The organism is Microbacterium sp. zg-YB36 (genome assembly GCF_024623575.2).
Lineage (GTDB): Bacteria > Actinomycetota > Actinomycetes > Actinomycetales > Microbacteriaceae > Microbacterium.
The window spans coordinates 1,395,444-1,420,660 of sequence record NZ_JANJFD020000001.1 but is presented as its reverse complement, the minus strand read 5'-3'; the positions used below and the strand labels follow the sequence as shown (position 1 = coordinate 1,420,660).

General features: G+C 72.1%; 25 protein-coding genes. 15 read left to right on the top strand and 10 right to left on the bottom strand.

Annotation, left to right across the window (positions count from 1 at the left end; genetic code table 11):
* Nucleotides 1-22: 22 nt before the first annotated feature.
* The 3 genes from NQ151_RS07305 to NQ151_RS07295 all read left to right on the top strand — a co-directional run bounded on the left by NQ151_RS07305 (nucleotide 23) and on the right by NQ151_RS07295 (nucleotide 3,398).
* A complete protein-coding gene (locus NQ151_RS07305; protein ID WP_257527571.1) occupies nucleotides 23-1,369 on the top strand; it encodes an ABC transporter substrate-binding protein in 1,347 nt (448 codons plus the stop codon).
* A gap of 83 nt (nucleotides 1,370-1,452) precedes the next feature.
* Entirely contained in the window at nucleotides 1,453-2,421 is a 969-nt protein-coding gene (locus tag NQ151_RS07300; protein WP_257507989.1) for a carbohydrate ABC transporter permease, read from the top strand.
* On the top strand, nucleotides 2,418-3,398 hold the full coding sequence (locus NQ151_RS07295; RefSeq protein WP_257507990.1) for a carbohydrate ABC transporter permease: 981 nt from the start codon (nucleotides 2,418-2,420) through the stop codon (nucleotides 3,396-3,398). The genes NQ151_RS07300 and NQ151_RS07295 overlap by 4 nt, the downstream gene beginning before the upstream one ends.
* 106 nt (nucleotides 3,399-3,504) lie before the next feature.
* Here NQ151_RS07295 and NQ151_RS07290 read toward each other — a convergent pair whose 3' ends face one another.
* Both NQ151_RS07290 and NQ151_RS07285 read right to left on the bottom strand, forming a co-directional pair.
* Nucleotides 3,505-4,164, bottom strand: coding sequence for a DUF305 domain-containing protein (locus NQ151_RS07290; protein WP_257507991.1), 660 nt, complete (start codon nucleotides 4,162-4,164; stop codon nucleotides 3,505-3,507).
* A complete protein-coding gene (locus tag NQ151_RS07285; protein ID WP_257527570.1) occupies nucleotides 4,161-4,880 on the bottom strand; it encodes a thioredoxin-like domain-containing protein in 720 nt (239 codons plus the stop codon). Before NQ151_RS07285 ends, NQ151_RS07290 begins: the two co-directional genes overlap by 4 nt.
* A 145-nt stretch (nucleotides 4,881-5,025) precedes the next feature.
* On the opposite strand from NQ151_RS07285, the gene NQ151_RS07280 reads away from it, so the two are divergent.
* The 6 genes from NQ151_RS07280 to NQ151_RS07255 all read left to right on the top strand — a co-directional run bounded on the left by NQ151_RS07280 (nucleotide 5,026) and on the right by NQ151_RS07255 (nucleotide 12,268).
* Nucleotides 5,026-6,369 carry a multidrug effflux MFS transporter gene (locus tag NQ151_RS07280; protein WP_502883558.1) on the top strand — a complete coding sequence of 448 codons (1,344 nt, stop codon included), beginning with the start codon at nucleotides 5,026-5,028 and terminating at the stop codon, nucleotides 6,367-6,369.
* Nucleotides 6,370-6,433: 64 nt separating this feature from the next.
* On the top strand, nucleotides 6,434-7,090 hold the full coding sequence (locus NQ151_RS07275; protein WP_257507993.1) for a phosphatase PAP2 family protein: 657 nt from the start codon (nucleotides 6,434-6,436) through the stop codon (nucleotides 7,088-7,090).
* Between the two features lie 143 nt (nucleotides 7,091-7,233).
* Entirely contained in the window at nucleotides 7,234-9,546 is a 2,313-nt protein-coding gene (locus NQ151_RS07270; RefSeq protein ID WP_257527569.1) for an FdhF/YdeP family oxidoreductase, read from the top strand.
* A gap of 76 nt (nucleotides 9,547-9,622) precedes the next feature.
* Nucleotides 9,623-11,188, top strand: a complete 1,566-nt coding sequence (locus tag NQ151_RS07265; protein ID WP_257527568.1) for an SDR family oxidoreductase — start codon at nucleotides 9,623-9,625, stop codon at nucleotides 11,186-11,188.
* A gap of 175 nt (nucleotides 11,189-11,363) precedes the next feature.
* Entirely contained in the window at nucleotides 11,364-11,843 is a 480-nt protein-coding gene (locus tag NQ151_RS07260; protein ID WP_257527567.1) for a MogA/MoaB family molybdenum cofactor biosynthesis protein, read from the top strand.
* Entirely contained in the window at nucleotides 11,840-12,268 is a 429-nt protein-coding gene (locus NQ151_RS07255) for a molybdenum cofactor biosynthesis protein MoaE (protein WP_257527566.1), read from the top strand. The genes NQ151_RS07260 and NQ151_RS07255 overlap by 4 nt, the downstream gene beginning before the upstream one ends.
* A gap of 17 nt (nucleotides 12,269-12,285) precedes the next feature.
* On the opposite strand, the gene NQ151_RS07250 is transcribed toward NQ151_RS07255, so the two are convergent.
* Genes NQ151_RS07250 through NQ151_RS07225 form a run of 6 tightly spaced genes read right to left on the bottom strand, consistent with a single transcriptional unit; the run spans nucleotide 12,286 to nucleotide 16,249 of the window.
* The gene (locus NQ151_RS07250) at nucleotides 12,286-12,519 is read right to left on the bottom strand and encodes a MoaD/ThiS family protein (protein ID WP_257527565.1); all 234 of its coding nucleotides are present in this window, start codon (nucleotides 12,517-12,519) and stop codon (nucleotides 12,286-12,288) included.
* The gene (locus NQ151_RS07245; protein WP_257527564.1) at nucleotides 12,519-12,794 is read right to left on the bottom strand and encodes a DUF6457 domain-containing protein; all 276 of its coding nucleotides are present in this window, start codon (nucleotides 12,792-12,794) and stop codon (nucleotides 12,519-12,521) included. Before NQ151_RS07245 ends, NQ151_RS07250 begins: the two co-directional genes overlap by 1 nt.
* On the bottom strand, nucleotides 12,791-13,432 hold the full coding sequence (gene mobA, locus NQ151_RS07240) for a molybdenum cofactor guanylyltransferase (RefSeq protein ID WP_257527563.1): 642 nt from the start codon (nucleotides 13,430-13,432) through the stop codon (nucleotides 12,791-12,793). The genes NQ151_RS07245 and mobA overlap by 4 nt, the downstream gene beginning before the upstream one ends.
* Nucleotides 13,429-13,905: a cyclic pyranopterin monophosphate synthase MoaC gene (moaC, locus tag NQ151_RS07235; RefSeq protein WP_257527562.1), complete on the bottom strand. Its 477-nt coding sequence runs from the start codon at nucleotides 13,903-13,905 to the stop codon at nucleotides 13,429-13,431. Before moaC ends, mobA begins: the two co-directional genes overlap by 4 nt.
* A complete protein-coding gene (locus tag NQ151_RS07230; protein ID WP_257527561.1) occupies nucleotides 13,902-15,146 on the bottom strand; it encodes a molybdopterin molybdotransferase MoeA in 1,245 nt (414 codons plus the stop codon). Before NQ151_RS07230 ends, moaC begins: the two co-directional genes overlap by 4 nt.
* Nucleotides 15,143-16,249: a ThiF family adenylyltransferase gene (locus tag NQ151_RS07225; RefSeq protein WP_257527560.1), complete on the bottom strand. Its 1,107-nt coding sequence runs from the start codon at nucleotides 16,247-16,249 to the stop codon at nucleotides 15,143-15,145. The genes NQ151_RS07230 and NQ151_RS07225 overlap by 4 nt, the downstream gene beginning before the upstream one ends.
* A gap of 176 nt (nucleotides 16,250-16,425) precedes the next feature.
* Here NQ151_RS07225 and NQ151_RS07220 point away from each other — a divergent pair, with 176 nt between their 5' ends.
* The 6 genes from NQ151_RS07220 (at nucleotide 16,426) to NQ151_RS07195 (ending at nucleotide 21,404) form a co-directional block, all read left to right on the top strand.
* Nucleotides 16,426-16,818 (top strand): TOBE domain-containing protein, encoded by a 393-nt coding sequence (locus tag NQ151_RS07220; RefSeq protein ID WP_257527559.1) that lies wholly within the window; start codon nucleotides 16,426-16,428, stop codon nucleotides 16,816-16,818.
* A 1-nt stretch (nucleotide 16,819) separates the two neighbouring features.
* Nucleotides 16,820-17,650: a molybdate ABC transporter substrate-binding protein gene (modA, locus tag NQ151_RS07215; RefSeq protein WP_257527558.1), complete on the top strand. Its 831-nt coding sequence runs from the start codon at nucleotides 16,820-16,822 to the stop codon at nucleotides 17,648-17,650.
* A 77-nt stretch (nucleotides 17,651-17,727) separates the two neighbouring features.
* Nucleotides 17,728-18,507, top strand: coding sequence for an ABC transporter permease (locus tag NQ151_RS07210; protein WP_257527845.1), 780 nt, complete (start codon nucleotides 17,728-17,730; stop codon nucleotides 18,505-18,507).
* The gene (locus NQ151_RS07205) at nucleotides 18,504-19,643 is read left to right on the top strand and encodes a sulfate/molybdate ABC transporter ATP-binding protein (RefSeq protein ID WP_257527557.1); all 1,140 of its coding nucleotides are present in this window, start codon (nucleotides 18,504-18,506) and stop codon (nucleotides 19,641-19,643) included. The genes NQ151_RS07210 and NQ151_RS07205 overlap by 4 nt, the downstream gene beginning before the upstream one ends.
* Nucleotides 19,640-20,236: a GNAT family N-acetyltransferase gene (locus tag NQ151_RS07200; protein ID WP_257527556.1), complete on the top strand. Its 597-nt coding sequence runs from the start codon at nucleotides 19,640-19,642 to the stop codon at nucleotides 20,234-20,236. The genes NQ151_RS07205 and NQ151_RS07200 overlap by 4 nt, the downstream gene beginning before the upstream one ends.
* 85 nt (nucleotides 20,237-20,321) lie before the next feature.
* A complete protein-coding gene (locus NQ151_RS07195) occupies nucleotides 20,322-21,404 on the top strand; it encodes a DUF4190 domain-containing protein (RefSeq protein WP_257527555.1) in 1,083 nt (360 codons plus the stop codon).
* Nucleotides 21,405-21,742: 338 nt separating this feature from the next.
* On the opposite strand, the gene cydC is transcribed toward NQ151_RS07195, so the two are convergent.
* Complete coding sequence (cydC, locus tag NQ151_RS07190) at nucleotides 21,743-23,428, bottom strand: thiol reductant ABC exporter subunit CydC (protein WP_257527554.1); 1,686 nt, start codon at nucleotides 23,426-23,428, stop codon at nucleotides 21,743-21,745.
* Entirely contained in the window at nucleotides 23,425-25,131 is a 1,707-nt protein-coding gene (gene cydD, locus NQ151_RS07185) for a thiol reductant ABC exporter subunit CydD (protein ID WP_257527553.1), read from the bottom strand. Before cydD ends, cydC begins: the two co-directional genes overlap by 4 nt.
* Nucleotides 25,132-25,217 lie beyond the last annotated feature (86 nt).

Genomic DNA, 25,217 nt, shown 5'->3' with positions numbered 1-25,217 from the left:
ACACACTCGACGAGGAGGCAAGATGTCGAACCGAACACGCACCCGGCTGACGATCGCGCTGGCCGGTATGGGGGTCGCAGCGCTCGCGCTCGCGGGATGTACGGGTGATGTGCAGGATGGTGGCGCTGCGGCGGACTGCGCGGATTACGAGGAGTACGGCACGTTCGACGGGGCCGAAGTCACCATCGGCGGCACGATCCTCGAAGTGGAGGCCGATGCGCTGGTGGAGTCATGGGCCGACTTCGAAGAGTGCACCGGGATCACGATCGACTATCAGGGATCCGGAGAGTTCGAAGCGCAGATCGCGGTGCTCGCAGAGGGCGGCAACGCCCCCGACATCGGCATCGTTCCGCAGCCCGGCCTGGTCGCGCGACTTGCTGACGGCGGCTGGCTCATCCCGGCATCCGAAAGCGTCGAGGCCAACACCGACGAATGGTGGGATCCGATCTGGAAGGAGTACGGGACGGTCGACGACGTGTTCTACGCGGCGCCCCTGATGGCCAGCATCAAGGGCTATGTCTGGTACTCGCCGGCCGAGTTCGAGGAGAACGGGTGGGAAGCCCCGACGACGATCGACGCGCTCATGACCCTGTCCGAGCAGATCGCCGAGGACACCGGCCGCCAGCCGTGGTGCGCCGGTTTCGAATCCGCCGAAGCGACCGGCTGGCCGGGAACCGACTGGGTTGAGGACTACGTGCTGCGCCAGTCCGGCCCCGATGTCTACGACCAGTGGGTGGCGCACGAGATCCCCTTCAACGACCCGCAGATCGTGGAGGCGTGGGACGGCGTCGGCGAGATCATCAAGAGCGATGAGATGGTCAACGGCGGATTCGGAAACGTCTCGACGATCGTCGCGACGAACTTCCGTGACGCCGGGCTGCCCATCCTCGACGGCGACTGCTCGCTGCACCACCAGGCGACGTTCTACTCGTCCTTCTGGCCTGAGGGCACCGAAGTCGCTGAGGATGGCGACGTCTTCGCCTTCCTGCTCCCGCCGGTCGACGCAGATGCCGGGCAGGCTGTCACCGGTGCCGGTGAGTTCCCGGTCGCGTTCCGCGACGCCGAGGAGATCGAGGCGGTGCGCACCTACCTGTCCAGTGACCTGTGGGCGAACAACCGAGTGAGCCTGGGTGGCGTGATCAGCGCCAACAAGGGACTGGACCCCGAGAATGCCGGCAGCGACCTGCTGCGTCAGGGCATCGAGATCCTGCAGGACCCCGACACCACGTTCCGGTTCGACGGTTCCGACCTCATGCCCGGCGCCGTGGGAGCAGACACATTCTGGAAGCAGATGGTCGCCTGGGTCACCGGCAACGCCACCACGCAGCAGGCCGTCGACGCGGTCGAGGCCAGTTGGCCGACGCCGTAGGCGGATCCACATCCCTGTAGGTCCGGGGCGGGAGGTGATGCCTCCCGCCCCGAACCGCCCTCGACGACGAGAGGTGCAAGCGCATGACGACCGGCGATCTGATCGGAAAAATCCTGCAGGTGGTGATGGGCCTCGTCGTCTTCGCGGCGGTCGTCGGGCTGCTGATCCTCCTGATGAGCCGTTCCCCGAAGCGTGGCCGCGACTACTGGCAGCTGCTGTGGTTCCTGCTTCCGGCCGTCGCGCTGCTCGCGGTCGGACTGATCTGGCCCGCGATCCGCACGACCGGGCTTGCCTTCCTCGACAACTCGGGCAACTTCAGTTGGTCGAACTTCGTGTGGATGTTCACTCAGCCCGCGGCGATCCGTACACTCATCAACACCGTGATCTGGGTGCTGCTGGTGCCTACTTTCGCAACGGCGCTCGGCCTGCTCTACGCCGTGTGGATCGATAAGTCCCGCGGTGAGAAGTATTACAAAGCGCTCGTGTTCATGCCGATGGCCATCTCGTTCGTCGGCGCCGGCATCATCTGGCGGTTCGTCTACGAGTACAAGGCGGCGGGCCGCGAACAGATCGGTCTGCTCAACGCCATGGTCGTGGCGTTCGGTGGTGAGCCGGTGCAGTGGATGCAGGCGGATCCGATCAACACGGTGCTCCTGATCATCGTGATGATCTGGATTCAGACGGGGTTTGCGATGGTCGTGCTGAGTGCGGCAATCAAAGGCATCCCGACCGAGCAGATCGAAGCCGCGCAGTTGGACGGAACCAACGCCATCCAGCGGTTCACCAACGTCACCGTCCCCGGCATCCGGGGCTCGCTCGTCGTCGTCCTCACGACGATCTCGATCGCCACCCTGAAGGTGTTCGACATCGTGCGCACCATGACCGGCGGCAATTTCAACACGAGCGTCGTCGCCAACGAGATGTACACCCAGGCGTTCCGCGCCAGTGAGGTCGGTCGTGGCTCGGCCCTGGCAGTGGTCCTGTTTCTCCTCGTGCTGCCGATCGTCATCTACAACGTCAACGTGCTTCGCAAGCAGAGGGAGATCCGATGAGCAGCGTGGCTCCAGTCGACCTGCCGACCGACGACGGACGGGATATCTACCGAGAGGTCCTGGAGCCGACCAAGGTCGCCCGCACAAAGCGCCGCCTCACCTCCCGCACGGCGACCGTCGCCGCCCTGATCATCGCGGTGCTGTGGACGATCCCCACATTCGGTCTGCTGGTCTCGTCGTTCCGCCCGGCCGAACTCATCGACTCGTCCGGCTGGTGGACGATATTCCAGAACCCCGGGTTCACACTCGACAACTACCGCGAGGTGCTGCTGTCGCCATCGCGGTCCTCCCCGCAGCTGGGCGCATACTTCGTCAACTCGCTGGCGATCGCGATTCCGGCGACGATCTTCCCGCTGGTGTTCGCGTCGATGGCCGCCTACGCGTTCGCGTGGATGAGGTTCCGGTTCTCGAACTGGCTCTTCATCTTGATCTTCGCGTTGCAGATCGTGCCGATCCAGATGGCGCTCGTCCCGCTGCTGCAGACGTTCTCGATCTGGCTGAAGCCGGGGATGGGGTGGCTGCACGACGTCATCCCGATCATCCCGGCGCAGAACTACCTGCCGCTGTGGATCGCGCACACGATCTTCGCGTTGCCGCTGACGATCTTCCTGCTCCACAACTTCATCTCGGAGATACCAGGCGAAGTCATCGAAGCCGCCCGAGTGGACGGCGCGTCCCACAGCCAGATCTTCCTGCGGGTAGTGCTGCCGCTGGCCACGCCGGCGATCGCATCCGTCGCCATCTTCCAGTTCCTGTGGGTGTGGAACGACCTGCTCGTCGCGTTGATCTTCTCCGGCGGTACGCAAGACGTCGCGCCACTCACACAACGATTGGCGGAGATGGTCGGCACTCGTGGCCAGGACTGGCAGCGGCTGACCGCGGGCGCCTTCGTCTCGCTGATCGTCCCGCTGATCGTGTTCTTCTCCCTGCAGCGGTACTTCGTCCGGGGCCTGCTGGCAGGCTCCACGAAGGGCTAGCGCGGCGCCGGCGCCAGAATCGCTGAAACCACAACTGGTGGCCGAGACCGTGGGAAACAACCACTGTCTCGGCCACCAGCTGTGGTCTCACGGATTTGGGGGCGGGTCAGGCCGGGCAGGAGAGGCGCTGGTGCATCGAGGTCATCGCGTCGATCTCGAACTGCTGGCCGTTGCGCATGCTCTTCGCGACGGCGAGGGTGCGCGGTTCGGAGCCCAGCTCGAGCACGGCTTCGGCCATCGGGATCGCGCCCTCGTGGTGGCGGATCATCAGCTCCAGGAACAGGCAGTCGGCGGCTGTGCCCTCGGCGTCGGCGAGGGCGGTGAGCTCATCGGCGGATGCCATGCCCATCGCCTCCCGCTCCTGCTCGGCCGTCAGCGGCTCCGCCGACGAGACGCCGTGGTCGTGTCCGGCCTCGGACTCGGACATCCACGCCATCGCCGGGCCGCCCGCCTGCGGAAGTCCCCACTTGACCAGCCAGTCGTACATCTCGCCTCGCTGGGCCGACTGGCCGGTGGCGATGTCGTAGGACAGTGCCCGGATGTCTTCGTCCTCGGTCTTGCGGTAGATCGTCATCGCCATGTCGATGGCCTGCGCGTGGTGCACCTGCATGTCGCGGGCGAACCCTGCCTCCGCCGAATCCGTCGTCGGCAGCGCCGGGCCGGATGCAGCGAAGGTCGAGAAGCGGCCGATCGCGAAGGCCACCGCGGCGACGGCGACCGCGATCAGGACGATCGCGATCCACCGGCGCCGCGGCGCCTCGGTCATGACTGCTTGCCGGGCGCGTCCAGCCCGCCGGTGCACGCGGCGTTCGGTTCGGGCACGCTCTGGCTGCGCCAGAACGCGGTGAGGAACTCCTCGACCCGCTCGTCGTCGGCCGAGTCGAGCTTCAGCTGCGCGTTCCAGCCGCTCATCACGACCGGGGCGTCCAGTCCCGTCACGGGGGAGAGGATCACGTAGCTGGAGGGAAGCTTGGCCTTGAGGCCGTCCAGGGCTGCACTGTCGACGGCATCCGGGTCGTAGGTGATCCACACCGCGCCGTGCTCCATCGAGTGCACCGCGTTCTCCTCGGGAACCGGCTCGGAGTACACGGCGCAGTTGAGCCAGCCGGCGTGGTGGTCGCCGCCGGCGGGCGGGCTCTGCGGGTACGCCACGTCGCCTTCGACGTGGTTGGCGGTGTTCTCGAACGTCTCGAGACCCGAGATGGACGACCCATCACCGTCGCCGCGGTCGAAGGTGACCGGCTTCGGCGTGAGCATGATGGATGCCGCGATGAGCGCGATGATCGCAAGGGTGGCGGCCCCGCCGACGGTCCACCAGACCAGCTTGCTGCGGCGGCGCTTGGCGAGCTGCCGCTGATACTCGGCGAGCTTCTCCTGCTTCTGCTGCTCACGCTGCTGCTTGACGGTGAGGGTGATGCCCGCCTGGGTGGCGGGGTTGCCGCTCACGCGCTTGGCGGAGGGGCTCGGGGGCGTCGGGGTCATTGTGATCTCGGCTCGATAGCGGGTGCGCAAGCGCGTGGGTGGGTTCAGCCTATTCGTGCGCATGGGCCTGTGGCTGGGAAGACGCTAGACTCGATCGGTTCTCGAATCGTTTCGACGTCGCCCGAACGCGACAGCTCTGGATACTGTGCTCGATACCGCCCCCGTTCCCACCGTCTCCGCATCCCACGGTCCGCACGCCGCGCGCCCCTCAACGGGGGCTATCAGCACGCTCGGTGCCAACCCGATCACCGCACCGGTTGTGGTGCATCCGGGCGACTCGCTGTCGACCCGCCGCCGCGTGCTCTACATCATCCTGCTCGGCGCGCTGACGGCCCTGGGGCCCTTCACGATCGACCTCTACCTCCCGGCATTCCCGGTGCTGGAGGCCGACTTCCAGACCAGCGCGGCCGCGATCCAGCTCACCCTCACCGGCACGATGATCGGCTTCGCGCTGGGTCAGCTGGTGGTGGGGCCGCTCAGCGACAAGGTCGGCCGCCGCATCCCGCTCATCGTGGTGACCGCACTGCACGTGCTGGCCAGCACCGCCGCCGCGTTTGCCCCCACGCTGGAACTGCTCTCGGTCACGCGCGTGCTGATGGGTGCCGGTGCTGCCGCGGGTGGCGTCGTGGCCGCTGCGATCGTGCGCGACCTGTTCGGCGGACGCCGGCTGGTCGTCATGCTCAGCCGCCTCGCGCTGGTGTCGGGCGTGGCTCCCGTCGTGGCCCCGCTCGTGGGTTCCGGGTTGCTGGCCGTCATGCCGTGGCGCGGCATCTTCATCGTCCTCGCCGTCTACGGCGCGGTCATGCTCGTGTGCGCCCTGCTGTTCCTGCCCGAGACGCTCCCGCCTGCCCGCCGGCGCGAGAGGGGCTCGACCACGGTGCTGCAGCGTTACCGCAGCGTGCTGAGCGACCGGGTCTTCATCGGCGTGCTCATCATCGGCGGCATGACATTCAGTGGCCTGTTCTCGTACCTGTCGGCGTCGTCGTTCCTGTTCCAGCAGACCTACGGCTTCGACGCGCAGCAGTACGGACTGCTCTTCGCGATCAACTCCGTCGGCGTCGTCATCGGCGTGCAGAGCGCCTCGCGGCTGGCGACCCGGTTCGGGCCGCAGTGGGTGATGGCGTTCTCCACCGGGACTCTCGTGATCGCGGCATCCGCCATCATCCTCTGCGACGCGCTGGGCGCGGGGCTGTGGGGCGTGATGATCCCGCTGTTCGTCTTCATGACCGCGTGTGGGTTCACCTTCCCGTGTGTGCAGGTGCTGGCGCTGGACCGCCACGGCAAGGCGGCGGGCACGGCGCAGTCCCTCATCGGCGCGGTGAACTTCGGCGTCGCCGGCATGGTTTCGCCGGTGGTGGGCTGGGTCGCCGGCGACGCCGGGATCACCCCGACCACGATGGCCACGGTGATGGTCGGCTGTGCGGTGATCGCGACGCTGTCGCTGTGGCTCGTGGTGCGGCCGAAGACGGTTGCGCGGCTGGCTCCGTAGCGTCCGCAGCGCATCGCGCGCAAGGCCCATGCCGGGTGACGGACTGAGCACGCACAATGGGCTCATGGATCCCCTTCGTCGCCCCGTGGCAGGACTGCTCGTACCCGGCCTCGTGCTCATCGCGTTCGCGTGCGGGCTCGGTGGCTGGATTCTGCTGCGGGGGACCACGCCGTTCATCGTCGACGACTGGTGGAACCTCACCCTGCTGCAGTGGACGGTGGAGCCGGTGACGCTGTTCTCCTACGCGATGAACTGGCTCGGCGGGGGAGTGGTCGGGGTGTTCGTCGTACCGATCGGCGGCGCCCTGGTGCTGGTGCTGCTGCGCCGCTACATCGGGGCGCTGTTCTTCATCGCCGCGTCGGTGTTCAGCGCCGCCGGGGTACAGGTGCTCAAGCATCTGTTCGGCCGCGCCCGCCCAGAAGAGATCATCGTGATCAGCGACTACGGATCGTTCCCGTCCGGACACACCGCCAACGCCGCGACGATCGCGGTGGTCGCGGTGGTGCTGTTCCCGCGCGTGTGGGTGGCCGTGGCCGGGGCGGTGTGGGTGGCGCTGATGGCGTTCAGTCGCACGTATCTGCACGCGCACTGGCTGAGCGACACCCTGGGCGGGGCGTTCGTGGGAGCCGGAGCCGCCCTCGTGGTGGCGGCGGCGTTCGCGGTGCAGCTGCGGGCGGAGCAGAACCGGGTGAGCCGCAGGGTCGCGTCACTGCCGGCGTGATCCGGTGTTCGGCACCGGCCGCCGCCGAGCGACCGGCGCCGAATGCGTTGTCGCGCGCATCCCGTAGCATCGGCGATCCGTGCAGGCTGTGCAGAACCCGGGGGTCCTGGCCGGGCGACCGGGATGCGGCCTAGCATCGGAGCATGGCATCGAAGCCCCCCGCCGACGACATCGACGAGTCGCAGATCCGCATCACCGCGCCCAAGACGGTGGCGGTCGGGATTCCCGCGGTCCTCAACTCCCTGCGCGTCGCGAACGACCAGATGGGCATCGCCCGGTCGGTACAGACCCTGGTGCGCATCAACCAGAAGGACGGCTTCGACTGCCCTGGCTGCGCTTGGCCCGAGGAGAACAAACGGCACGCCGCGGAGTTCTGCGAGAACGGCGCGAAGGCCGTCGCCGAGGAGGCGACGCTGCGCCGCGTCGGCCCGGAGTTCTTCGCCGAGCATTCGCTGGCCGAACTGCGCGGCCACGACGACTGGTGGCTCGGTCAGCAGGGCCGGCTCACGCACCCGATGCTGCTGGAGGAGGGCGCGACGCATTACCGGCCGATCGGGTGGGACGAGGCGCTCGAGATCATCGCCGCGGCGTTGCGCGACCTGGGCGACCCCGACGAGGCGGTCTTCTACACCTCGGGTCGCACGTCCAACGAGGCGGCGTACCTCTACCAGCTGCTGGTGCGGGGATTCGGGACCAACAACCTTCCCGACTGCTCGAACATGTGCCACGAGTCGTCGGGGTCGGCCCTGAACGAGACGATCGGCATCGGCAAGGGCACCGTCTCGATCGAGGACATCCACGACGCAGACCTGCTGATCGTGGCCGGCCAGAACCCCGGCACCAACCACCCCCGCATGCTGAGCGCCCTGGAGAAGGCCAAGCAGCGCGGCGCCACCATCATCGCCGTCAATCCGCTGCGGGAAGCGGGGCTGGTGCGCTTCGAGAATCCGCAGACCCCGCGCGGCATCGCGTTCGGCGGCACGACGCTGGCCGACCTGTTCCTGCAGATCCGTCTCGGCGGCGACCAGGCGCTGTTCCAGGCGATAGGCAAACACCTGCTGGAGGCGGAGGACCGCGACGGCGGGGTGTTGGACCACGACTTCATCGCCGCCCACACCAGCGGACTGGACGCCTACCGGCGTGAGCTGGCCGACGCCCGGTGGCCCGACTTCGAGGAGGCCACCGGCCTGACCGAGCAGACGCTGCGCACCGTCGGCGAAGCGGTGCGCACCTCGAAGTCCACGATCGTCTGCTGGGCGATGGGGCTCACCCAGCACAAGCACTCGGTGCCGACGCTGCGTGATGTCGTGAACGTGCTGCTGCTGCAGGGCAACATCGGCCGGCCCGGCGCCGGAGTGTGCCCGGTGCGGGGACACTCGAACGTGCAGGGCGACCGCACTGTCGGGATCTATGAGAAGCCGTCCGAGGGGTTCCTCGCGGCGCTTGACGGCGAGTTCGGGTTCCGGGCGCCGCGCGAGCACGGGTTCGACACCGTCGAGGCGATTCGGGCGATGCGCGATGGGCGGGCGAGGTTCTTCTTCGGGATGGGCGGCAACTTCGTCAGCGCCACCCCCGACACCGCCGTGGTCGAGCAGGGCATGGCGAACCTCGATCTCACGGTGCAGGTGTCGACCAAGCTCAACCGGTCGCACGTGGTCACCGGGCGCCGCGCCATCATCCTTCCTACGCTCGGCCGCACCGACCGCGATCGCCGCGGCGGCGCGGAGCAGCGGGTGACCGTGGAGGACTCGATGGGAGCCGTACACGCCTCGCGCGGCCGGCTCACCCCGCCCGCCGACGATCTGCTCAGCGAAGTCGCGATCGTCGCGCGACTGTGCGCCCTGGTCTTCGACGGTGCCGCCGTCAACGCCCCGCGGGCGGACTGGGCGGCGCTGGAGAAGGACTACGCGCTCATCCGCGCACACATCCAGCGCACCATCCCCGGGTTCGACGACTACGAGCAGCGCATCGAGAAGGGCCGCACCTTCTTCCTCCCCAACGGTCCGCGCGACGCGCGTCGGTTCGCCACGGTCGACGGCAAGGCGCGGTTCACCGCGAACCCGCTGGAGTACCCGCACATCCCTGAGGGGCGCCTGCTGCTGCAGACCCTCCGCTCGCACGATCAGTACAACACCACCATTTACGGCAAGGACGACCGCTACCGCGGCATCCACGGCGGGCGCCGGGTCGTGTTGATCCACCCGCAGGACATCACCGAGCTGGGCTTTTCCGACGGCGACCTCGTCGACCTGGTCTCGGAGTGGTCGGGGCCTGCCGGCGTCGAGGAGCGCCGCGCCGAGGCGTTCCGCCTGGTCGGCTACGAGACTCCCCGCGGCAACGTCGCGGCGTACTATCCCGAGACCAACGTGCTGGTGCCGCTGGATTCGGTGGCCGACGTCTCGGGCACGCCGACGTCGAAGGCCGTCATCGTGCGGCTGGAGCGCCGCCCAGCCTGATGCCGGTCCGGCGTGCACGCCGAGGCATCCGGCGCAAGACCAGGCGCGGACGGATGCCACGACGTAGCGTCGCGGCATGAGCGAATTGACGGCTCCCACCGGGCAGGAACCGGCGCTGCGTGCCGTGCCGCGGGCCGACGGGTCGGCGCCGCTGGCTCTTGTGCTGGGCGGCACCGGGTACATCGGCGGCCGACTGGTCCCGCGTCTGCGGGGCGCCGGGTACCGGGTGCGGGTGCTGGCGCGCGACCCCGCACGGCTGGCTGCCTTCCCCTGGGGCGGTGACGTCGAGGTCGTGGCCGGGTCCGCCGACGACGCGGCAGCCATGGCCGAGGCGGTCCGCGGCGTCGACGTCCTCTACTACCTCGTGCATTCGATGGCGGCCGGACCCGGGTTCGACACCGCAGATCTGCGGGCGGCGGAGACGGTCGCGGATGCCGCCGCCGCGGCATCCGTCCGTCGCCTCGTGTACCTCGGCGGGCTGCATCCCGCCGGCGGGGACCTGTCGCCGCACCTGCGTTCGCGGGTGGCGGTGGGGGAGGTGTTCCTGCGGTCGGCCGTGCCGACGCTGGTGCTGCAGGCCGGAGTGGTGATCGGGTCGGGCTCGGCGTCGTTCGAGATGGTGCGCCACCTCACCGAGGTGCTGCCGTATATGCCGGCGCCGCGGTGGGTGCGCAACCGCATCCAGCCGATCAGCGTGCGCGACGTGCTGTATTACCTGCTGTCGGCGGCACGGGTGGATGCCGATGTGAACCTGGCCGTCGACATCGGCGGGCCCGACGTGCTGCGGTATGGGCAGATGATGAACGGCTACGCCGTCGAGGCGGGGCTGCCGCAGCGGGCGATCGCGTCGCTGCCGGTGTTCACGCCGGGGCTCGCGTCGCACTGGGTGAACCTCGTCACGCCGATTCCGCGGGCGATCGCCCGCCCGCTGGTGGCATCGCTGCAGAACGAGTGCGTCATGGATGACCATGCCATCGACGACCTCATCCCGCTGCCCGAGGGTGGCCTCATGCCGTACCGGCGGGCGGTGGCCCTCGCGCTCGGGCGAGTGGCGGCCGACGACGTGGAGACCAGCTGGCAGGACGCCGAGGTGCTCGGGGCGCCGTCGGACCCGTTGCCGTCCGACCCGGAGTGGGCGGGGCGCACCGTCTACGTCGACGAGCGGTCGGCGTTGACATCGGCCGCTCCGGAGCGGCTGTGGGCGGTGATCGCCGGGATCGGCGGTGAGAACGGCTGGTACTCCACCCCGGTGCTCTGGGCGGTGCGCGGCTGGATGGACAAAGTCGCCGGCGGCGTGGGGCTCGCCCGCGGCCGGCGCAGCCGCTCCCGGGTGTCCGTGGGCGACGTGATCGACTTCTGGCGGGTGGAGACGGTCGAGGAGGGGCAGGTACTGCGCCTGCGCGCCGAGATGAAGGTGCCCGGCCAGGCGTGGCTGGAACTGCGGGCCACCGCGGCCGACGGCGGGTCGCGGTACGACCAGCGCGCGGTGTTCTTCCCGCGTGGCCTGGCCGGCCGGCTGTACTGGCTCGCGGTGCTGCCGTTCCACGGGTTCGTGTTCCGCGGGATGGCCAACCGCATCATCGCCACGGCCGAGGCCGAGGCGGCCGGGGCGCCGGCGGCGGGGCGGCGGAAGTCAGCCTGAGGCGGCGCGGGGGCCGGTTTTCGGGGCGGAATCGGTCGCTGAGGCTGAATTCTGCCGCGGCGGGCGGGCGCGGGCTGTCGGAATTCAGGCTGAGGTGATGTCGGAGCCGGTTTTCGGGGCGGAATCGGCCGCGCAGCCTGAATTCCGACGGCGCCGGGGCTCGTAGGCTGTGGGGATGCCGCACACCGCCGTCGTCGTGACCGTCTCCGACCGGTCCGCCGCCGGTCTGCGCCCCGACAGCAGCGGCCCCGTCGCCGTCGCCGCCCTGCGCGAGGCGGGGTTCACCTGCGACGACGCCGTGGTCGTGGCCGACGGCAGCAACAGCGTCGAGCGTGCCCTGCGGGATGCGCTCGCCGCCGGGGCACACCTGATCGTCACCACCGGGGGCACCGGAGTCTCGCCGCGCGACCAGACGCCGGAGGGCACCGCCCGGGTGCTCGACCGTGAGATCCCCGGCATCGCCGAGGAGCTCCGCCGCCGCGGCGCGGCCGAGAAACCCGCCGGTCTGCTGACCCGCGGACTGTCGGGGGTGGCCGGTGGCGCGCTGATCGTCAACCTCCCCGGGTCGCCTGCGGGGGTGACAGCCGGGATCCCGGTCGTCGTGTCGGTGGCCGGTCACGTCATCGACCAGCTCGCCGGCGGGGACCACCCGTGACCGCCGTGCGCCTCGCCCGCATCAGCGGGGAGGCCCTCGATATCGCCGAGCACCTCGCCGCCGTCGAGGACGACACCGCCGGCGCCGTCACGACGTTCATCGGCCGGGTGCGCGACCACGATCCGGATGCCGCGACCGCCGTGGTCGCGCTGGAGTACTCCGCACACCCCGACGCCCAGGCGACGCTGCACGCGATCGCTGACCGCGCGATCGGCGACGGCCGGGCGATCGTCGCCGTCAGCCACCGCATCGGGCGGCTGGAGGTCGGCGACCTCGCGGTGGTCATCGCCGTCGCCTCCCCGCACCGCGCGGAGGCGTTCGAGGTGTGCCGCGCCCTCATCGAGACGATCAAGACCGAGCTGCCGGTGTGGAAGCGTCAGGTCGAAGCCGACGGCACCAGGGCCTGGAAGGGCATCGGCGGCTGACGCGGCTGAAGCCCCGGCTACCCGCCGGCGAACGGCGGCAGCACGTCGACCAGGTCGTCGGCCCCCAGCGGGGTGTCGTCGTCGACGCGCGCACCGCCGACAAGCACGGCGCAGCGGGGCAGGATGCCGCCCAGCCCAGGCCGCTCCGATACGAGAGCGGCCCGCAGGTGGCCGAGGGTCGGTTCGTCCCGGTGCTCCTCGGCGCGGCCGGCCATCTCCTCGGCGGCGGCGAAATAGCGCACCCGGGCCATCAGGCCTGGCCCTCGCCCTGCCAGCCCGCGGCGAGCTCGGTGATCGCGGCCACGGCGGCGCGGACGTCGTCGGGGGTGCCGCCGGCGCGACCGGCGACGAGTCCGGCGACGAAGGCGCTGAGCGGCGCGGCAGGGCGCGCGACGCCGGTCGCGACATCGCGGGCGAGGTCGAGGATCAGCGCGATCGGCACGTCTTCGGGGCTCAGGTCGAAGCGCTCGCGCAGGGCAAGCGCCCACGCGTCCAGGGCCTCGGGCGGGAGGGTGCGATCGCTCATGGGGAGTCCTCCTGGGTGAACCGGCGCCGGGCTTCGGTGAGATCCTCCCACGTGTCCACGTCGGCGGTCTCGGCGGGGGGAGCGACGACGGTCGCGATGGCGAGGTCGTCGAGCAGCTCCCGCATGGATGCCCCGTGGCCCCGTGCCGGCAGCGCCGCTGCGCCACGGCGCAGCGGGGCGGTGCGGTACACCCCGGTCAGCCACTGCGGCCGCGACGTGGCGTCGGCCAGGCACAGGCCCTCGGTGTCGGTGGGAAGCAGCACCATGTCCCGGATGAGGCGGGCGGCGGCGGCCCCGGCACCCGGTAGGTCGCACGCGAGCACGAGGGTCCACTCCGGGTCGGCATCCCACGACGCCAGAGCCGCGGCGATGCCCGCGGCCGGGCCGCCGAACGGCGGGTCTTCCCGTACCCAGGTGACCTGGGCGGGGATGGATGCCGCGGCGATCGCGACCTCGGGGTGCATGGCGGCATCCGGTTGCGGACCCACGATCGTGATCGGCGTGGCACCGACGGCAGCGGCGGCCTCGACGGAGTGGCGCAGCAGGGTGCGCCCGCCCACGTCGAACAGTGGCTTGGCCGCGCCGTCCACGCGGGTCGCGCGGCCGCCGGCCAGCAGGATCGCGGCGAGGGTGCTCACGGCTCGCCTGGGCGCGTCCAGGTGCCCGAGCGCCCGCCTTCCTTCGCGGTGATGCGGACGTGCTCGATTGAGGAGGACTTGTCCATGCCCTTCACCATGTCCACGACGGCGAGTGCGGCGACGGACACGGCGGTCAGCGCCTCCATCTCCACACCGGTGCGGTCGGCGGTGCGCACGGTGGCTTCGATCTCGACGCCGTCGTCGACGATCGCGAGATCCACCGTCGCGCCGTGCACGCCGATGACGTGGGCGAGGGGGAGGAGCGCCGGGGTCTGCTTGGCCGCTTGGATGCCGGCGATGCGCGCGACTGCGAGCACGTCGCCCTTCGGGACCGACCCGTCGCGGAGTGCGGCGACGACCTCCGGTGCACAACGTACGAACCCGCGCGCGGTCGCGGAGCGCACGGTGGGCTGCTTCGCGGTGACGTCCACCATGCGGGCGTGACCGGTGGCATCCAGGTGCGTGAAGCTCATGACACCAGCATGACATCCACGGGGTCGCCGGGGGCGACCGCGTCGACCGCGGCTGCCACGATCGCGTAGGCCTCGGCGCGGCCGAGTCCGCCGGCCAGGTGCGAGCCGGAGCCCCCGGCGGTCGCCGGGCGAACGGTCCAGCGGGCGGGGTCGGTGCGGTCGATCACGGCGGGCAGGTACTGTCGGCGCCCCTGCGGGGTGCGCCAGCCCACCGCCGCCGGCAGGCGCAGGAGCGGCCGGTGCCGGTCGGTGCGGCCCTGCAGGGCGAGCAGGGCGGGGCGGACGAACGTCTCGAACGACACCGCGGAGCTGACCGGGTTGCCCGGCAGGCCGAACAGCAGCGGGCCGTGCGGCATCCGCCCGAATCCCTGCGGTTTTCCCGGCTGCATCGCGACCTTGGTGAAGGTCATCGTGCCGGCGAGTTCGTTCTTGACCACTTCGTAGGCGCCCGCGCTCACGCCGCCGGAGAAGACCACGACGTCGGCGGCGTCGGGGCCGCGGGTCACGCGGTCGAGCACGCGGCGGAGGTCCTCGCCGTCGTCGTCGACGCTGGTGCGCGCGACGACCATGGCCCCCGCCTCGGCGGCGAGGGCGGCCAGGAGCAGGCTGTTGGACTCCGGGATCTGTCCGCGGCGCAGCGGCTGTCCCGGTGCCACCAGCTCGGATCCTGTCGAGACGACCGCGACCCGCGGGCGGCGTGAGACGACCACGGTGGCGACGCCGGCGGCGGCGGCCGCTGACACCTGCAGGGCACCCAGGACGATCCCGGCGGGCAGCACCTCGTCGCCGCGGCGGGCGTCTCCGCCGGCGCGGCGCAGGTGCGCCCCCGGTGCGCGGGGCGCGTGGGTGACGGTCACGGAGCCGAGGGAGTCGGCGAGGCCGCCCGCGGTGTCTTCGAACGGCACGATCGTGTCGGCGTCGGTCGGCACCGGGGCGCCGGTCATGATGCGTGCGGCCTCACCGGCGGCCAGCGGCGGGTCGTCGGGAGTGCCGGCGGGCAGGTCGGCGACGACTCGCAGGGTGACGGCGCGGTCGGGCGCGGCATCCGCGACGTCGGCGAAGCGCACCGCGAACCCGTCCATCGCGGAGTTGTCGAACACCGGGATGTCCACGGCGGCCCGCACCGGTTGCCGCAGCGTGCGGCCGGCGGCATCGGTGAGGTCGCGGTGTTCGGTCTCGAGCAGCGGGGTGACGGTCAGGATGCCGGCGAGGTGCTGCTCGACCGACTGCAGTTCGCTCACGCGGGGACCGTCTCGAAGCGCCACTCGGCCAGGCCGCCCGCGAGTACCGACGCGTCGATCCCGGCCAGGCGCAGGGCGGCGGCCGCGCGCTGTGCGCGGAAGCCGACGGCGCACACGACGATGACGCGCGCCGTGGGGTCGGGGAGCGCGTGCGCGGGGTTGGCGAGGAGGGGGTCCAGCGGGATGAGGAGGGAGCCGGGGATGACGCCGGTGGCCGTCTCGAACGGTTCGCGCACGTCGAGCAGCGTCGCCCCGGCATCCTGCGCCGCACGGGTCTGCTCGGCCGTGAGCATGGGGACGGCGCTGGGGGTCTTGGCCGTGGGGGTTTCGGTGGCGGTCGTGGGCCGCAGCGGCACCTCGAGCTGGCGGGAGCGGAGGGCGTCGATCACGAGGACGCGGCCCAGCAGCGGCTCGCCGATGCCGGCGAGGAGCTTGAGTGCTTCGATCGCCATGATGCCGCCCACCTGGAGGCACAGCGCCCCGAGCACGCCGACCTGTGCGCAGGTGGGGACCTCGCCGACGCTGTCGGGCGGGTACAGGTCAGCCAGCCGCACCGCCGGGTGGCCCGCGGGCGGGGTGGACCAGAAGACCGTGATCTGCGCGTGGAACTCCTGCAGCACGCCCCACACCAGCGGCGTCCCGAGCCGTTCGCAGGCGTCGGCGACGGCGGAACGGGTCTCGAACGTGTCGGTGCCGTCGATCACGACGTGGGCGCCGGCCAGCAGCCGGTCGGCGTTGTCGGGGGTGAGGCGCTCGCGCACCGCGTGCACGACCGTCTCGGGGGAGAGGTCGGCGGTGACGCGGGTGGCCGAGTCGACCTTCGGGGAGCCGACGTCGGCGTGGCGGTGCATGACCTGCCGGTGCAGGTTGGAGTGCTCGACCTCGTCGTCGTCGATGACCGTGATCGAGCCGATGCCGGCACCGGCGAGCGCGAGGACGACGGGGGAACCGAGCCCTCCCGCACCGACGACGGCGACGTGCGCGGCGGCGAGGCGACGCTGGCCGATGTCCCCGAGCCCGGCGAGCGTGCGGTGCCGTGCCGTGCGCGCGGTCTCGGCGTCCGAGAGCGCGGCGACGGGCTCGACCAATGGCGGCAGCGGCATGCAGCCAGCGTACGCCCGCGGCATCCGCGCCCGCGTGGCGCGCCCCTGTCACGAATGGTCGCCGGGCGCGCCCGTTTGTGACAGGGGAGCAGGGGCGCCGGGGAGGGGACGACGGCTGCCGCGGGTGCGGGAAAATCGGGCTCGAACCTCCGCGGCTGCGGTGCTAGCGTCGGGGCGTGGACAGCTTCCGCATTTCCGAGGCCGCGCGCCTGCTCGGCGTCAGCGACGACACCGTGCGCCGCCTCGTCGACCAGGGCACCTTGCCGACGACGGGGGAGAGCCCGGCGCGCATCCCCGGCGATGCGCTCGCCGCGCACGCGACCGAACTCGCGCGCACGACGGCCGACCCCACCGACGTGCTCTCCAGCGCACGCAACCGGTTCGTCGGACTCGTCACGCGCGTGCAGATCGACGGCGTCATGGCGCAGGTCGACATCCAGGCCGGGCCCCACCGCGTTGTGTCGCTGCTGTCGGCCGAGGCCGTGCGCGAACTGGCGTTGGAACCCGGCTCCCTCGCCGTCGCGGTCGTGAAGGCCACCAACGTCATCGTCGAAACCCCGAAGGCCTGACGTGCGCGCGCGTCACGCCGTCGCCGCCGCGCTCGCGGCCATCGCGCTGACGCTGGCCGGCTGCGCCGCCGGCGCGACCGCCCCCGGCACCGGCACCGCCGCCGGCCCCGACGAAGACCCGAACGCTCCCGCCGCGCCCGCGGCCGACCCCGGCCCGGAACTGACCGGCGAACTGTCCATCGCCGCCGCGGCGTCGCTGCAGGCCGCGTTCGACGACCTCGCGACGGCGTTCGAGGCGCGGCATCCGTCACTGGAGGTGCTCCCCATCGCCTATGACGGCTCTCCCACCCTCGCGACGCAGATCGTCGAGGGTGCCGCCGTCGACGTGTTCGCCGCCGCCGATCAGGCCACGATGCACGCGGTGGTGGATGCCGGTCTGGCCACCGACCCCGCCGCGTTCGCCACCAACACCCTCGCCTTGGTTGTCCCTCCCGGCAACCCCGGCGGCGTGCAGGACCTCGCCGACCTCGCCGACCCCGACCTCATCGTCGTCGCCTGCGCCGGCGCGGTGCCGTGCGGTGCGGCATCCGAAGCCCTGCTCGACGCGGCGGGCGTGACGGCGAGCATCGACAGCCACGAGCAGAACGTCACCGCCGTGCTGACGAAGGTCGCGACCGGCGAGGCCGACGCGGGGCTGGTGTATGTGACGGATGCCGCGCGCGCCGCGGTCGACACGATCCCCGTCGCCGGTGCCGCCGACATCGTGAACCGCTACCCGATCGTCGCGCTCGCCGAATCCGCCAACCCCCGCGCGGCCGCGGCGTTCGTCGCGTTCGTCCGCAGCCCCGACGGGCAGGGCGTGCTCGCCGGCCTCGGGTTCGGGGCGCCGTGAGCGGGCCGGCTGCCCGCAACACCCGGCCGGCAGGCACCACCCGCCGGGTCCGGCCCGCCCGCGCCACGCGTGGGTTCATGCCGCCGGTGCTCGCGATCCCCGCGGTCGTCGGCCTCGCGCTGCTGGTGGTGCCGCTGGCGGCGCTCATCGGGCGGGTGGAATGGTCGACGCTGTGGGCGGATGTCACCGCGCCGGCAGCACTCGCGGCACTGGGACTGTCGCTGCGGACGGGGCTCGCGGCCACCGCGGTGTGCCTCGTGCTGGGCGTGCCGCTGGCTCTCGTGATCGCCCGCGCCGGCGCACGCACCGCCGCGGTGCTGCGGGCGCTGGTGACGGTGCCCCTCGTGCTGCCGCCGATGGTCGGCGGTGTCGCGCTGCTGTTCCTGTTCGGGCGCAACGGCTGGCTGGGGCAGGCGCTGGCGCAGTGGGGCGTGCAGATTCCGTTCACCACGACCGCGGTCGTGCTGGCGCAGACCTTCGTCGCGCTGCCGTTCCTGGTGCTGGCGCTGGAGGGGACGCTCCGCTCCACCGGCGTGGGCTACGAACAGACCGCCGCCGGGCTCGGTGCCGGACACTGGACGACGCTGTGGCGGGTGACGCTGCCGCTGGCCGCGCCGGGCCTGGTCGCCGGGACCATTCTGTGCTTCGCGCGCGCCGTGGGGGAGTTCGGGGCGACCGCGCTGTTCGCCGGCAACGCTCCGGGCGTCACCCAGACGATGCCGCTGGCCATCTACACCGCGTTCAACGGTGCCGGAGTTTCGCAGGGCACGGCGGTGGCGCTGTCACTGCTGCTGCTGGTGACCGCCGTCACGGTGCTGCTGCTGGTGCGCGCCTGGCGACCGGGAGCTCTGCGGTGAGCACGGCCCTGCACATCGACATCGACGTGGTCCGCCGTGGCTTCCGGCTGCAGGCGGCGATCGAGGCGGCACCGGGGCAGACGGTCGCCGTGATGGGGCCCAGCGGCGCCGGCAAATCCACGCTGCTGGATGCGCTCGCCGGTTTCGTGCGGCCCTCGGCGGGCACGATCCGGGTCGGCGACCGCGAGGTGTCCGGCCACGGCGTGCACGTGGCCCCGCACCGGCGCGGCATCGTGCTGCTCGGCCAGGATCCACGGCTGTTCCCGCACCTGAGCGCCCGCGACAACGTCGCCTTCGGGTTGCGTGCCCGGGGTGTGCCGCGCGGGCAGGCCGCAGCGGGGGCGGACGAGTGGCTGTGGCGGGTGGGCCTGCCCGGTGCAGGCGACCACGCGCCGCGGGAACTGTCCGGAGGCCAGCAGCAGCGGGTCGCCCTGGCGCGCGCGCTCGCGGCGGCCCCCGACGTGCTGCTGCTGGACGAGCCCCTGACGGCGTTGGACCCCGAGACCGCCGCCGGCATCCGCACCATGCTCGCCGAGCAGCTCGCCGCGGTGCACACCACCACGGTGCTCGTGACGCATGACGCGGTGGATGCCGCGGCCGCGGCCCAGCAGCTGGTGCTGCTCGAGGACGGGCGGGTGACCCAGCAGGGGCCGGTGCGAGAGGTGCTGCATGCGCCGACCACCGGGTTCGGAGCGGCGATCGCGGGCCTCAACCGGGTGCTCGGGGAGACCCGTGATGGCGCGTGGTCGGCGGGCGGGTTGCGACTGCCGGAGGGCGTCGTCGGCGCGAGAACACCCATCGGCCGCGCGCCAACCGACGGCCCCGCGGCCGCTCTGTTCCGCCCCGGTGCGGTAGCCGTCGACGCCGTCGCCGATCCGACCTGGACCGGCGCCCTCCGCGCTGCGGAGACAACGAGCCCGGTCGACGGACAGTGGCTCGCACGGGTCGTCCGCCTGGAGCAGACACCAGCCGGCGTGCGCGTGCACACCGCCGAGCCTGCGGTGGCCGCCGACGTCTCGGTGGACGACGTCGCCGCCTTGGGGCTGGCTCCCGGGCGACCGGTGCGGCTGCGCGTCGCGGCTTCCGACGTCCGCATCGTCGGTGTCGACGCCGATGCTGCCAGGATGGCGGGATGACTCACATCCGTCCCTACCGCCCCGGCGACGAAACCGACGTCGCCCGCGTGTGCCTGCTGACGGCGGATGCGGGCACGGATGCCACCGGCGTCTTCGCCGACGACGACCTCTGGGCCGAGGTGTTCGTGCTGCCGTATGTGGCCCGGCATCCGGACCTCGCGTTCGTCGTGGAGACCGACGACGGCCGCGTGGCCGGCTATGTCGTGGGAGTGCCCGATACCCGGGCTTTCGAGGAGTGGTTCGCGACCGAGTGGTGGCCGCGCTTCGCGGAGCGCTGGCCGAAGCCCGACATCGAGCGCAGCAGGCAGGACGGCACGCTGATCTACGCGTATGGTCGCGGCCCCGGCGCGGAGCCCTACGGCGACACGCATCCGGCGCACCTGCACATCGACCTGCTGCCCGAACTGCAGGGGCAGGGCTGGGGGCGCCGGCTCATCGACACGCTCGTCGAGGCGCTGCGTGCGCGGGGCGTCACCGGGTTGCACCTGGTCGCATCGGAGGACAACGCCGGCGCGCTGGCGTTCTACGACCGTCTCGGGTTCGAGCGGGTGCCCTCGCACGACGGCGTGCAGGCCTTCGCCCGCGACCTCTGACGCTTCACGTCGCTGCCGCGATGGGGAGATCTCCCCATCGCGTGGGTGACCGGCCGGTGGTGCACTGGATGCCAGGAGGTACCCGATGACCGCCGTCACCGTGCCGCCCGCCGCCGGGTGGGACTCAGCCGACGCCTGGACGGCGTTGCATCGGGCGGAGACGACTGCGCACGATCTCGCCGCGATCGCGGCGGCGTACCCGGACTACGCCGAGCAGATCGCCGAGCATCCGCAGGCGTATCCGGCGCTCATCGAGTGGGCCGGCATCGTCGCATCCACCCGCCGAGCCCCGCGCACCCCCGGATCGCCACCGCAGGTGGCCGGGCTCACCGACCTGATCGCTGGCAGGCGCCGCGATTCCGGGGCGCATCCGCTGGCATATTCCGCGGACGCCGATGCCTGGCGCGCGGCGGTCGCCGCCGGGTCCGCGCGGGGCCAGAGCGCCGATGCGGCGCCGGGCGCCGGCCGTCCCGTGACGGCCATCGGCCGCCTGGTGACGGATGAGGGCCGTCCGTTGACGGACGCGGGCCGTCCCATGACGGAGGCCGTCCGGCTGGTGACGGATGCCGCAGCCGATCGCGTCCGGTGGACCCCGGCCGGAGTGGAAGACGCCGCGGCCGACGCCACCGTGTCGACCGCCGAACTGGCGGCCGCCCGCGCCGCCGCGGCTGCGCTGAGCGTCACTGCTGCCGAACCGCAGCCCTGGTGGGTCACCGACGCCCCCGCGCCCGGTGACGCATTGGACGCCGCCGCCGCCCACACGATGCATCGCGCCGATTTCGCCCCGGTCGGCCCGCAGCGGGCGGAGGCGATCGCCGTCGGATCCGCAGCAGGCGAGGCCGCGGCGAAGGCCCAGTCGGCCGTACCGGAGCGCCCGGCACTGCCGAACCGCAGTGCCGCCGATGCCGCGGGCTCCTACCCCGTGGCATCCGCCCCCGCATCGGCGGTCGCGGCCGCGGTCAACGCCAAGGCCCTCCTCGCGCTGGTCTTCGCGTTCGTGCTGGCGCCGCTCGGGATCGTCTTCGGCCACCTCGCGCTGCGCGAAGTGGCCGCCACCGGCGAACCCGGCCGCGGCTACGCCCGCGCCGGCCTCGTCGTCGGGTACGCCCTCGCCGCGCTCACGGTGGCCGCGGCGACCATGACGGCGCTCGTGCTGCTGCTCGGCTGACCCCGGCCACCACGCCGGAGACGTTCGTGACGACCAAGGCCTCCTGCGCACGCGCTCGGTCGTCGCAAACGGCCCCGCCGCGGCCGACGCCGGGGGCGTTCGTGACGACCGAGGCATCCAGCGCCCGATTCGGTCGGCGCACACGGCCGTGTCGCGGCCCACTCCGGGGCATACGTGGCCACCGAGGCCCCGTCCTGTCCGGTCGTCGCAAATGCCCCTCCCGCGGCCGACGCCGGGGACGTTCGTGACGACCGAGGCATCCTGCGGCCGATTCGGTCGGCGCACACGGCCCACCCTGGCCCCAACGAGGGGGCGTGCGCGACGACCGAACGCGAGCGTCAGCGCAGCCGGCCGCTGTCGAGCCGTACGACCCGATCGACCAGGCCGGCCGGCACCGTGACGTGTGAGATCAGCACGACCGCCTGCTCGGGCGAGACCGCCTGCAGCAGGTCGGTGAGCAGCGCATCGGATGCCGCGGGGTCCACGCCCGCGGTGGGTTCGTCCAGCACGAGCACCGGGAAGCCGTGCAATAGTGCCCGGGCCAGCGCGATGCGCTGCGCCTGACCGCCGGACACGAGGGCGCCGCGTTCGCCGACGCGGGCATCCAGGCCGCCGCGCTCGACCAGCCACGGGCCCAGACCCACGCGCTCGAGCACAGCGACCAGCTCGTCGTCGGTCGCGGTGTCCCGGGCGAACAACAGGTTCTGCCGGATGTCCTCGTCGAAGAGCATCGGCTGCTGCTCGCACAGCCCCACCGTCAGCCGCACGTCGTCGGGGGGCAGCTCGCGCACCGACCGGCCGCCGATCTCGTACGTGCCGGTGCACTCCAGGAACCGCACCAGCACGTGCGCGAGCGTCGTCTTGCCCGCGCCGCTGGAACCCACCACGAGCAGCCGTTCCCCGGCGTGCACGTCCAGGTCCACTCCGCTGAGCGAGGGCTCCGCGGCACCCGGCCACTTCGCCGACACCCCGCGCAGTCGCAGGCCATCGCCCAGTGCAGGCGCCTGACCGGTGGCCGGCACGTCGTCGCGGACGAGTCCGGTGGGGATGCCGTCGGGCACCGCGTCGGCGATCCGCTCGGCCGACGCGCGCACCTGCCGCCACGAAGCGGCGGCCAGCGGCACCGCGCCGAACACCTCGAACACCGCCATCGGCACCAGCACGGCCACCGCGAGGGCGGGACCGCCGAGCCCGGCGGCATCCGGAGCCGTCACCATGACCGCGAGGATCGAGGCGGCACCGGCCAGCAGCGACACGATCGCCGTGGTTGCCGCCTGCGCGCCGGCCCGGCGCACCACAGCGCGGCGCACGGCGGCGTCGGCCTGGGCGATGCGGGCACGACTGGCGGACTCGGCGCCGTAGGCCAGCAGCACGTCGAGGCTGCCGAGGTGATCGGTGACGGCGTCGGCGAGCGTGGCACGCAGCGGCGCGATGGCCCGCTCGGCCCGTCCGCCGGCGGCCCAGCCCCACACCGTCGCGACGACGGCGGCCAGGAGCAGGCAGCCCAGCAGCGTCAGGGCGGCCGGCCACGACACGAACGCAATGAACACCACGGCGGCGATCGCGACCACCGCCGATCCGACGAGGGGTTCCACGACCCGCAGCGGCAGGTTCTGCAGGTCGTCGACGTCGTCCACGAGGGCACCGAGCACCGAGCCGCGCCGCGTGCGGGTGAGCCCGTCGGGGGCCAGCGGAATCAGTCGGCGCACGAGCGAGGTGCGCGTGGTGGCGAGCTGGCGCAGCGCCGCATCGTGGGCGGTGAGGCGCTCCAGATACCGGAACGCGGCACGCGAGAGCGCGAACGCGCGCACCCCGACGACCGCGGCGGTGAGGTACATCACCGCGGGCTGTTCGCTGGCCCGCACGATGAGCCAGGCGCTGACGGCGAGCAGGGCGACGGCGGATGCCTCGGTGGCAAAGCCCGATGCTGCGGCGCGCCAGAAGCGCCGCCACGGCGGCATCGCGCCGCGCAGCACGTCCGCGGCGGTCGTGGACGGTGCCCGGCGGGTCGGCTGCATCGTCATGCCGGCACCTCCGCGGCATCCAGGCGCACGATGCGGTCGGCGTACGCGCGTGCCGTCGTGCGGTGCGAGATGAGCAGCACGATCGCGCCCTGGTCGGCCATGCGCCGCAGGCTCAGCCACAGCCGCTCCTCGGTCTCGGCATCCAGCGCGGCGCTGGGCTCATCCAGCGCGAGCACGGATGCCGTGCCGCGCAGCTGCCGGTGGATCGCGCGGGCCACGGCGACGCGCTGCGCCTGCCCGCCCGACAGTCCCGCGCCCTGCACACCGAGCTCGTAGTCGGGGTTCAGGTCCTCGGCGCAGGCGAGGTCCAGCGCCCGGTGGATCGTCGCGGAGTCGGAGGTGTCGTCACCGAGGGCGACGTTGTCCGCGATCGTGCCGGCGATGAGCCCGGCGCGCTGCCCGGCCCAGCCCAGCCACCGATGCGGCGACAGTTCGGTCACCGGCGTGCCGCCCAGCGTCGCCTCGCCGTCGAACTCGGCTGCTCCTCGCAGGGCCGCGAACACGCTGGACTTTCCGGCGCCGCTGGCGCCTTCCAGCAGCACCAGTTCGCCGGCGTGGGCCACCAGGTCCACCGGCGGCAGCACGCGATCGCCGTAGCGCACCCGCAGGTCGCGCAGTACGAGCACTCCGGATGCCACTGTGGTGGGCTCGGGGGCCGACGAAGCGGCGCCGTCCGATCCCGCATCCGCCGCTGTGGCGCGGCGTGCCGCGCGGGCCTCGTCGAGCACCGCGAACACGTCGTTGGTGGCCGAGATGCCCTCGGCGGCGGCGTGGAACTGCACTCCCACCTGGCGCAGCGGCAGATAGGCCTCCGGCGCGAGCAGCAGCACGAACAGGCCGACCAGCAGCGCCAGCTCGCCGTCGAGCAGCCGGAAGCCGATCGACACGGCGATGATCGCCACTGACAGGCTCGCCAGCAACTCCAGCGCGAAGCCGGAGAGGAAAGACACCCGCAGCACGCGCATCGTCTCGTCGCGGTAGCGCTCGGTGACGCGCTGGATCGAGGTGACGGCGCGATGCTGGCGGCCGAACACGGTGAGGGTGGAAAGCCCCCGGACGGTGTCGGCGAACCGCGCGGCCAGCTGCCGCAGCGTCTGCCACTGCTTGTCCTGCACGGCGCGGGTGGCCATGCCGATGAGGATCATGAAGAACGGGATGAGCGGGATGGTGAGCACCACGGTCAGTCCCGAGACCCAGTCCATCCACCACATCACCAGGATGATCAGCGGGGTGGCCAGCGCGGTCTGCACCAGCTGGGGGAGGTAGCGGGCGAAGTACGCGTCGAGGGCATCCAGGCCCCGGCCGGCGGTGACGGCGAGGTGGGCGGAGTTGTGACGGGCGAGCCACCCCGGTCCCAGCGTGTCGACGGCTTCGACGAGGTTCGCGCGCAGCTGGGCCTGCACCCGGGCGGACGCGCGGGCGGCGACGACTTCGCGCAACCACAGCAGCAGCGCGCGCAGCGCGACGACGCCGGCGAGGGCGGCGAGGATGCCGGACAGCTCACCCCACGGCATCCCGTCGATCGCGCCGACGATCGCGCGGGTCAGCAGCCAGGCGAACGCGACGATGACCAGGGTCTGGGCGAGCCCGATCGCCCCGATCGCGAAGAAGAACGCCCGCGATGCGCGCGCGTATGTCAGCAGCCGGGGGTCGAGGGGCCGGCCGCCCGCGCGCGGTGGTGCTTCCGCGTCCTGCGAAGCCATGATTCGATCCTCCCACGGTGTGCCCGACGCGCCGGCACAGCAGACCGCCCCGGTCCGGCGCGCGACTCGCGCGGCCCGCGACGGGG

Coding starts and splice junctions, on each gene's coding strand:
- NQ151_RS07270 (WP_257527569.1), top strand. CDS start 7,234: ATGGCATCGAAGCCCCCCGCCGACGACATCGACGAGTCGCAGATCCGC.
- cydC (WP_257527554.1), bottom strand. CDS start 23,428: ATGACGATGCAGCCGACCCGCCGGGCACCGTCCACGACCGCCGCGGAC.
- NQ151_RS07195 (WP_257527555.1), top strand. CDS start 20,322: ATGACCGCCGTCACCGTGCCGCCCGCCGCCGGGTGGGACTCAGCCGAC.
- NQ151_RS07275 (WP_257507993.1), top strand. CDS start 6,434: ATGGATCCCCTTCGTCGCCCCGTGGCAGGACTGCTCGTACCCGGCCTC.
- NQ151_RS07285 (WP_257527570.1), bottom strand. CDS start 4,880: ATGACCCCGACGCCCCCGAGCCCCTCCGCCAAGCGCGTGAGCGGCAAC.
- NQ151_RS07210 (WP_257527845.1), top strand. CDS start 17,728: ATGCCGCCGGTGCTCGCGATCCCCGCGGTCGTCGGCCTCGCGCTGCTG.
- NQ151_RS07245 (WP_257527564.1), bottom strand. CDS start 12,794: ATGAGCGATCGCACCCTCCCGCCCGAGGCCCTGGACGCGTGGGCGCTT.
- NQ151_RS07305 (WP_257527571.1), top strand. CDS start 23: ATGTCGAACCGAACACGCACCCGGCTGACGATCGCGCTGGCCGGTATG.
- NQ151_RS07260 (WP_257527567.1), top strand. CDS start 11,364: ATGCCGCACACCGCCGTCGTCGTGACCGTCTCCGACCGGTCCGCCGCC.
- NQ151_RS07200 (WP_257527556.1), top strand. CDS start 19,640: ATGACTCACATCCGTCCCTACCGCCCCGGCGACGAAACCGACGTCGCC.
- NQ151_RS07290 (WP_257507991.1), bottom strand. CDS start 4,164: ATGACCGAGGCGCCGCGGCGCCGGTGGATCGCGATCGTCCTGATCGCG.
- NQ151_RS07225 (WP_257527560.1), bottom strand. CDS start 16,249: ATGCCGCTGCCGCCATTGGTCGAGCCCGTCGCCGCGCTCTCGGACGCC.
- NQ151_RS07250 (WP_257527565.1), bottom strand. CDS start 12,519: ATGGCCCGGGTGCGCTATTTCGCCGCCGCCGAGGAGATGGCCGGCCGC.
- cydD (WP_257527553.1), bottom strand. CDS start 25,131: ATGGCTTCGCAGGACGCGGAAGCACCACCGCGCGCGGGCGGCCGGCCC.
- NQ151_RS07295 (WP_257507990.1), top strand. CDS start 2,418: ATGAGCAGCGTGGCTCCAGTCGACCTGCCGACCGACGACGGACGGGAT.
- moaC (WP_257527562.1), bottom strand. CDS start 13,905: ATGAGCTTCACGCACCTGGATGCCACCGGTCACGCCCGCATGGTGGAC.
- NQ151_RS07265 (WP_257527568.1), top strand. CDS start 9,623: ATGAGCGAATTGACGGCTCCCACCGGGCAGGAACCGGCGCTGCGTGCC.
- NQ151_RS07300 (WP_257507989.1), top strand. CDS start 1,453: ATGACGACCGGCGATCTGATCGGAAAAATCCTGCAGGTGGTGATGGGC.